Source organism: Rhodovibrio sodomensis, from assembly GCF_016583645.1.
Lineage (GTDB): Bacteria > Pseudomonadota > Alphaproteobacteria > Kiloniellales > Rhodovibrionaceae > Rhodovibrio > Rhodovibrio sodomensis.
Window position 1 is genome coordinate 1 of sequence record NZ_NRRL01000162.1, and the last position, 8,260, is coordinate 8,260.

At 70.8% G+C, this 8,260-nt stretch carries 7 protein-coding genes; all 7 read left to right on the forward strand.

Annotated features, from left to right (window positions below; genetic code table 11):
* The coding region (lnt, locus tag CKO28_RS25530) for an apolipoprotein N-acyltransferase (protein WP_200343915.1) at positions 1-1,558 on the forward strand (1,558 nt) is incomplete at its 5' end.
* A 210-nt stretch (positions 1,559-1,768) separates the two neighbouring features.
* Positions 1,769-2,254 (forward strand): helix-turn-helix domain-containing protein, encoded by a 486-nt coding sequence (locus tag CKO28_RS25535; protein WP_200343917.1) that lies wholly within the window; start codon positions 1,769-1,771, stop codon positions 2,252-2,254.
* 249 nt (positions 2,255-2,503) lie between these two features.
* Positions 2,504-3,679, forward strand: a complete 1,176-nt coding sequence (gene metK, locus CKO28_RS25540; protein ID WP_200343919.1) for a methionine adenosyltransferase — start codon at positions 2,504-2,506, stop codon at positions 3,677-3,679.
* 188 nt (positions 3,680-3,867) lie between these two features.
* The gene (trmB, locus tag CKO28_RS25545) at positions 3,868-4,587 is read left to right on the forward strand and encodes a tRNA (guanosine(46)-N7)-methyltransferase TrmB (protein WP_200343921.1); all 720 of its coding nucleotides are present in this window, start codon (positions 3,868-3,870) and stop codon (positions 4,585-4,587) included.
* Between the two features lie 500 nt (positions 4,588-5,087).
* Positions 5,088-5,759, forward strand: a complete 672-nt coding sequence (gene rimP / locus CKO28_RS25550) for a ribosome maturation factor RimP (RefSeq protein ID WP_200343923.1) — start codon at positions 5,088-5,090, stop codon at positions 5,757-5,759.
* 93 nt (positions 5,760-5,852) lie between these two features.
* Positions 5,853-7,448, forward strand: coding sequence for a transcription termination factor NusA (nusA, locus tag CKO28_RS25555; protein ID WP_200343925.1), 1,596 nt, complete (start codon positions 5,853-5,855; stop codon positions 7,446-7,448).
* 49 nt (positions 7,449-7,497) lie between these two features.
* On the forward strand, positions 7,498-8,260 hold a 763-nt coding region (locus tag CKO28_RS25560; RefSeq protein ID WP_338050245.1), incomplete at its 3' end, for an RNA-binding protein.

Sequence of the window (8,260 nt, forward strand, 5' to 3'; positions counted from 1 at the left end):
CCTTGCCCAGCGCACGGCCGGACTCGCCGGCTGGCGGCGGCTGGCGGTCGCGGCGCTGCTGGGCGCGTCGACCGCGCTCGCCCTGCCGCCGGTCTACCTGGTGCCCCTGATGGTGCCGGCGGTCGCCGGGCTGCTCTGGTTGACGGCGGGCACGGCGCGGGTGCGCACGGCCTTCTGGGTCGGCTGGGCGTTCGGGCTGGGCCACTTCACGGCCGGGCTGTACTGGATCGGCATCGCCTTTTTCGTCAACGCCGCCCGGCACGCCTGGATGATGCCGTTCGCCGTGCTCGGCCTCGCCGCCGGGCTGGCGATCTTCAAGGGGCTGATGCTGGCCGGCCTGCGCGCGCTGCCGCTGTGGGACCGGCCGGGCAGCACCGCGCAGGCCTGGGGGCGGGTGCTCGCGCTGGCCGCGCTCTGGACGCTTGCGGAATGGGTCCGCGGTCAGATCCTGACCGGCTTCCCGTGGAACCTCGCCGCCACGGTCTGGGGGTTCTGGCCAGCCGCGCAGCAGGCCGCCGCCCTGGTCGGCGCCTGGGGGCTGAGCCTGCTGACGGTGCTGGCCGCGGGGCTGCCCGCGCTGCTCGGCTGGACCGGCAGCCGACGCGCCGCCTGGACCGGCGCCGGCGCGGCGCTGGCGGTGGTCATGCTGGTCGTCGGCGGCGGTCTGGTGCGCCTGCAGGCGGCCCCGGCGGTCGGCGCGGACGTGCACGACGGCGTCCGCCTGCGGCTGGTCCAGCCGGGCATCCCGCAGCACCTGAAGTGGCGCGACGACCTGCGCTTGCAGCACCTGCGCAAGCACGTCGAGCTGACCCGCCGGCCCAGCTTCGACAGCCGGACGCACGTGATCTGGCCGGAAACCGCGATACCCTATTTCCTGTCCCGCCGGCCGGACCTGCGCCAGCTGCTTGCCCGGGCCGCGCCGACCGACGGCGCGCTCCTGACCGGGGCGCCGCGGATGGCCAAGCGCGGCGGCCGGCGTGTCTATCACAACAGCCTGCTGGCGCTCGGGCCCGAAGGGCGGACGCTGGGCCACTACGACAAGGTCCACCTGGTCCCGTTCGGCGAATACGTGCCGTTGCGCGAGTACCTTCCGTTCCCCAAGCTGACCCAGGGCTCGAGCGACTTCACCCCGGGCGACGGCCACGCCGCGATGCACATCGATGGGCTGCCGCCGTTTTCCGCGTTGATCTGCTACGAGGTGATTTTCCCGCGGGAGGTGGTGAAACCGGGCACCCGGCCGGCCTGGCTGTTGAACGTCACCAACGACGCCTGGTTCGGCGTCTCCTCCGGTCCCTACCAGCACCTGGCGAGCGCCCGCCTGCGCGCGATCGAGCAGGGGCTGCCGCTGGTCCGCGCGGCCAATACCGGCATTTCCGTGATCGTCGACCCCTGGGGCCGGACGCTGCAACGCCTGGGCCTGCAAAGAGTAGGCATCCTGGACGGGCCTTTGCCGCAAGCGATCCAGGGCGGCACGCCCTATGCCCGCTGGGGCGATCTTCCCGCCCTCGCCCTGGTCCTGGGCGCGCTTGCCATCGGGTTGATTTCACGCCGCTTTTGATCCGGCCCCGGACACCCTGGGACGCGTTTCGCAAAAGTTATCGCGTCTGACGCGTACCATGGTATTCCTGTACATGGTATCGGGCGTGACGTATTATCCCGTCTTCTATAGGGGATTAGGGGGCTGCAGTCCTGTGTTGACCGCATACGGGTGTATGAATAGAAACACGTCCCAACGATTCGAGTACGGCGTTGGGAGAAATCAGGACGCATGAGCGGCAACGAGCGACCCACCTACGGACGCGGCTCCGGCCAACCCAATCCCATCGACGTCCATGTGGGCAGCCGCGTGCGCCTGCGCCGGACCTTGCTGGGCATGAGTCAGGAAAAGCTGGGCGAGGCGATCGGTCTGACCTTCCAGCAGGTGCAGAAGTACGAGCGCGGCGCCAACCGGATCGGCGCCAGCCGGCTGTACGATCTGGCGCGCGTGCTCGACGTGCCGGTCTCCTTTTTCTACGAGGAGATGTCGCCGGAGACCAAGGAGCGCTCGCCCGCCCTTGCCCAGGGCCTGTACGAGGAGCCGGAGCCCTACGAGCCGGATCCGATGGCCAAGCGCGAGACGCTGGAACTGGTGCGGGCCTATTACCGGATCGCCGATCCGCAGGTGCGCAAGCGGCTGTTCGACCTGACCAAGGCGCTCGCCGTGCCGGCCGAGGACGAGGACGATACCTCCACGCCGGACGGACACGCCCGCTGAGCCTGGGCCTCCCACCGCGGCCAACCGGCCGCGGTGGGATTTCCGCCCGCCCTGGCTGCGCCGGTTTCCGGCGCGCCGCCGGATCGGCGGCTCAAGCTGTTGGCCGACCCCGCTTTTGCGCGCTTGACCCCGGGGCTTTGACGCGGCACTTGTGCGCCGCGCCGCGGGTCGCAATCGGCCGCCGCGCGCATCCCAACCGGCCGGCCGGTGCCTGTTCGGCCTGTGTCATCCAATCCGGAGCGTATCAGCGTGCGACGCGACAGTTATCTCTTCACCAGCGAGTCCGTCTCCGAAGGCCACCCCGATAAGGTCTGCGACCGGATCTCCGATGCCATCGTCGATACCTTCCTGTCGCACGACGCGAGTTCGCGCTGCGCGGTGGAGACCCTGACCACCACCAACCGGATCATCCTGGCCGGCGAGACGCGCGGCCCGTCGTCGGTCACCGGCGATTTGCTGGAAGAGGTCGCGCGCAAGGCGGTGCGCGAGATCGGCTACGAGCAGGACGGCTTCCACTGGCAGACGGCCGCGTTCGAGAACCACCTGCACGAGCAGTCCGCCGACATCGCCCAGGGCGTCGACGCGGGCGACGACAAGGACGAGGGCGCGGGCGACCAGGGCATCATGTTCGGCTTCGCCTGCGACGAGACGCCGGACCTGATGCCGGCGCCGATCTATTACGCCCACAACATCCTGCAGTCGCTCGCCGAGGCGCGCCATTCCGGCGCCGAGCCCGAGCTGCAGCCGGACGCCAAGAGCCAGATCACCCTGGAGTACCGGGAGGGCGAGCCGGTCCGCGCGACCAGCGTGGTGGTGTCCACCCAGCACAGCGAGCGCGCCACCAGCGAGCAGGTGCGCGAGCTCGTCCGTCCGCACGTCACCAACGTGTTGCCCGACGGCTGGATGTGTCCGGACGACGAGTTCTACGTCAATCCGACCGGGCGGTTCGTGATCGGCGGGCCGGACGGCGACGCCGGCCTGACCGGGCGCAAGATCATCGTCGACACCTACGGCGGCGCGGCCCCGCACGGCGGCGGCGCGTTCTCCGGCAAGGACCCGTCCAAGGTCGACCGCTCGGCCGCCTACGCCGGGCGCTACCTGGCGAAGAACGTGGTCGCGGCCGGCCTGGCGCGGCGCTGCACGATCCAGCTGTCCTACGCCATCGGCGTCGCCAAGCCGCTGTCGGTCTATATCGATACCCACGGCACCGGCGAGGTCGACACCGACAAGCTGGCGAGCGTGCTGCGCGAGCTGATGGACCTGTCGCCGCGCGGCATCCGCACCCACCTCAAGCTGAACCGGCCGATCTACGCCCGGACCGCCGCCTACGGCCACTTCGGCCGGCATCCGGACGCCGACGGCGGCTTCTCCTGGGAAAAGCTCGACTTGGTCGACCAGCTGAAGAGCGCCTACAACATCAAGTAGCGCCGCGCGCAGGGCATCGTGGCGGGTCCCCTCTGCTTCACTGGACGAAGGGGGACAGGGTGAGGTGGCTCCGCACAGCCTGCGTGCGTCACCGACGCGGCATCCACCTCCCCCTGTCGCCCTCCTCCCTTCGGAAGAGCGGGGCCCCGCCGCCACGCCCTTTTTCCCCCATGCATGTCGACGGATCGATGCGCCGCCCCCCGCCGCAGGACGACCGCCCGCACCGCGAGCTGCACGGCCGGCACAAGAGCCGGCCGCTGCGCCCGGCGCAGCAGCGGGTGATGGACGCATTGCTGCCGCGCCTGCGCGTCGACCCGCCGGCGGAAGGCACGCTCGACCTGCGCGCGCCGTTCGACGCCGGTATCCGGGAGGTCTGGCTGGAGGTCGGCTTCGGCGCCGGCGAGCATCTGGCGTGGCAGGCGGCGCAGCATCCCCAGGTTGGCGTGATCGGCGCCGAACACTTCCGCGACGGCATCGCCCGGCTGCTGCGCCAGGTCGAGGCCGAAGGCCTGACCCGCAACGTCCGGGTCTACCCGGGCGACGGGCGCGACCTCCTCGACGTGCTCCCCGATGCCTGCCTCACCCGTGTGTTCGTGCTGTTCCCGGACCCGTGGCCCAAGCGCAAGCACCACAAACGCCGCTTCGTGCAGCAGGCCCAGTTGGACCAGCTGGCCCGCGTCCTGGCCGCCGGCGGCGAACTCCGCCTGGCGACCGACGACCCCAGCTACCAGCGCTGGATGCTGGTCGAACTGGAACGCCACCCGGCGTTCGCCTGGACCGCCGAACGCGCGGCCGACTGGCGCCAACGCCCGGACGACTGGCCGGCGACCCGCTACGAACAGAAAGCCATCGAGGCCGGCCGCCAGCCGATCTTCCTGACCTACCGACGCCGCGCGCGCCCGGTCTAAGCGGCGACGGCGCCTTGGTCCACTCGCCCTTGACGGGACAGGGAGGGCCGGCGCCCCGAAGGCTCGTGGGAGCGCGCAGGCCGTCGCGCTCCCTCATAGCCTGCGACGGGGCGCTCGAGATTCCCCGTCCGACGGGACTTGCGAGCGGGCCAGTGCGCCGCTATGTTACCGTTACGTCATAGTTCGGTCGGTGGCGTGCGAGGCTTCCGACCGGGCCGCCGAAGGGCGGGCCTCATGGCCCGCTTTTTTGTTATCGGCCCCCTGAAAGCCGCGCCGGGCGCGCGGCCCGGGACCCTAGAGCGAAATCGATGAAGGTCGAGTCGGCCTTGATCGTGAATTTTGCTCTAACTGCTTGAAGAGAGAGCAAGAGTCAGCTGAAAGGTGGCTTCACCTTGCAGCATCTTGCTCTAAGATCACGGCACAGGCGCGCCGGCGACCGGATCCCTCGACGCAGGCCGGCGGCACGCACGCAACCCGAAGGACACGGCACGCTGACGGTCATGGCCGACGACGCCCAGACCACCGCCCAGACCACCGCTAAGACCACCGCCCAGACGGCCGCGGACCAGACTCCGCCGGACCACGCCGGGGCCGACCGCGCCGCCGCGCCGGCGCACGGCGAGCCGCGCAAGACCGCGACCGGCAAGGCCGCGGAGATCGAGGCGCTGGTCGAGCCCACGCTGGAGAGCATGGGCTACCGGGTGGTGCGCACCATCCTGACCGGCGACGGCGACGACGCGCGCCTGCAGGTGATGGTGGAGCCGCTCGACGGCTCGATCGTCGACGTCGAGGGCTGCGCCGACTGCAGCCAGGCGATCGAGGCGATCCTGGACGTCGAGGATCCGCTGCCGGGCGGCTACAACCTGGAGGTCTCCTCCCCCGGCATGGACCGGCCGCTGACCCGGCTGTCCGACTACGACCGCTTCGCCGGCTTCCTGGCGCGGGTCGAACTGGTCGAGCCGTTCGAGGGCCGGCGCCGCCTGAAGGGCGAGCTGCTGGGCGTGGTCGACGGCGAGGTCTCGATGGCGGTCGACGGCATGGACTGGCGGATCAGCTTCGACGAGATCGACAAGGCGAAGCTGGTGCTGACCGACGAGATGCTGAAGCAGGCCCAGCAGGCCGCGAAGCAGGAAGAGAAGCAGGCGAAGAAGGCCAAGCGCGGCAAGCGCTGAGCCTTCCCCCCACGCGCGAGTGCGCACATTCGAAAAAACGGCGGCCGCGCGGCGTGCGGCCGGCATTTCAAGCAGGCGAGAACGAGAGCCACGATGGATACGGCAACGGCCTTCAAGACGGAAATGCTGCAGGTGGCCGACGCGGTCGCCCGGGAGAAGGGGATCGACCGCGAGGAGGTGCTGGAGGCGATGGAGTCGGCCATTTCCAAGGCCGGCCGCGCCAAGTACGGCCACGAGCACGACATCCGCGCGGAGATCGACCGCAAGACCGGCGAGATCAAGCTGCGCCGCTACCGCGAGATCGTGGAATCCGCCGAGGCGGTCGAGGACGAGCACACCCAGCTGCCGCTCGACCAGGCCAAGGTGCAGGACCCGAACATCCAGGTCGGCCAGCACATCGTCGAGGAGCTGCCGCCGATCGACCTGGGCCGGATCGCCGCCCAGACCGCCAAGCAGGTGATCGTCCAGCAGGTCCGCGACGCCGAGCGCCAGCGGCAGTACGAGGAGTACAAGGACCGCGTCGGCGAGGTCGTCAACGGGATCGTCAAGCGCGTCGAGTTCGGCAACGTCTACGTCGACCTGGGCCGCGCCGAGGCGATCATGCGCCGCGACGAATCGCTGCCGCGCGAGACCTACCGCACCGGCGACCGGATCCGCGCCTACATCTACGACGTCCGCGCCGAGCCGCGCGGTCCGCAGATCTTCCTGTCGCGCAGCCATCCGCAGTTCATGGCCAACCTGTTCCGCCAGGAGGTGCCGGAGATCTACGACGGCATCATCGAGATCAAGTCGGTGGCGCGCGATCCGGGCTCCCGGGCCAAGATCGGCGTGCTCAGCCACGACAGCTCGATCGATCCGGTGGGCGCCTGCGTGGGCATGCGCGGCAGCCGCGTGCAGGCGGTCGTGGGCGAGCTGCAGGGCGAGAAGATCGACATCATCCCCTGGTCGGAGGAGCCGGCGACCTTCGTGGTCAACGCGCTCGCCCCCGCCGAGGTGTCCAAGGTCGTGCTCGACGAGGACCAGGGCCGGATCGAGGTCGTGGTGCCGGACGACCAGCTGTCGCTCGGCATCGGCCGGCGCGGCCAGAACGTCCGGCTGGCCAGCCAGCTGACCGGCTGGGACATCGACATCCTGACGGAGGAGGAGGAGTCCCGGCGCAGGTCCGAGGAGTTCCGCCAGCGCAGCCAGATGTTCATCGACGCGCTCGACGTCGACGACGTGATCGCGCACCTGCTGGTCGCCGAGGGCTTCACCGCGATCGACCAGGTCGCCTACGTGCCCGTCGAGGACCTGACCGAGATCGAGGGCTTCGACGAGGAGGTCGCCGAGGAGCTGCGCAACCGCGCGCAGTCCTACCTGGAGGAGCGCGAGAGCGAGCTGACCGATCGCCGGCGCGAGCTCGGCGTCAGCGACGAGCTGGCCGAGATGGAGCAGCTCAACGCCAACATGCTGGTCAAGCTGGGCGAGAACGGCATCAAGACCCGCGACGATCTGGCCGACCTGGCAAGCGACGAGCTGGTCGAGATGCTGGGCGACGAGGCGCCGAGCGAGGACGAGGCCGGGCAGATCATCATGGCTGCGCGCGCCCACTGGTTCGAGGGCGAGGAGACGACCGAACCGGCCGGCGAAAGCGCCGGCGGAACGACGGTCGAAAGCACCGGCGAGGCGGCCGAGCAGCAGGGCGGCTAACCCGCCTGCGCCAGCCGGCGCCGCCGTCCGAAGGGAGATCGCGAGCGACGTGAGCGCGCAACCCACGGGCGGACCACCGCCAACCCAGGCTGCCGATCGCGATGTCGGCGACAGCGGCATCGGCGACAGCGGCGTCGGCGATGGCAGCGTCGAGACCGATCCGGCGGCGCCGCAGCCCAAGGGGCCGCGGCGCCGCTGCATCGCCAGCGGCCGGGTCGACGACAAGACCCGGCTGCTGCGCTTCGCCGTTGGGCCCGACGGGCAGATCGTCCCCGATCCCGGGGAGGATTTGCCCGGACGCGGTTTGTGGTTACGCCCGCGACCGGATATGATAGACAAGGCGCGCCGGAAACGGCTGTTCGCCAGGGCTGCGCGCGCCCAGGTCACGGTGCCCGACGATCTGGCCGACCAGGTCGCGCGCCTGCTGCGGCGGCGCTGCCTCGACCGGATCGGACTGGCCCGCGCGGCGGGCGACGCGGTGGCCGGTTTCGAGAAGGTGCGCACCCTGCTGAAGCGCGACGCCGCCGGGGTTTTGCTGCAGGCGCGCGACACCGCGCCGGACGGGCGCGACAAGGTCCGCCGGGTCGCGGTGGCGGTCCGGCCGGAGCTGCCGGTGATCGACGGCTTCGACTCGGCCGAGCTGGGCCGCGCGGTCGGCCGCGAGCACAGCATGCACCTGGCGCTGCGCCGGGGCGGCCACGCCGACCGGCTGCTGCTCGACGCCTGGCGCTACCAGGCCTTCGCGCCCGCCCCGTTCGCCCTGGACCGCGCCGATGCCGCGGTGGCCGACGGCGCGCGCGCCGGGCCGGACC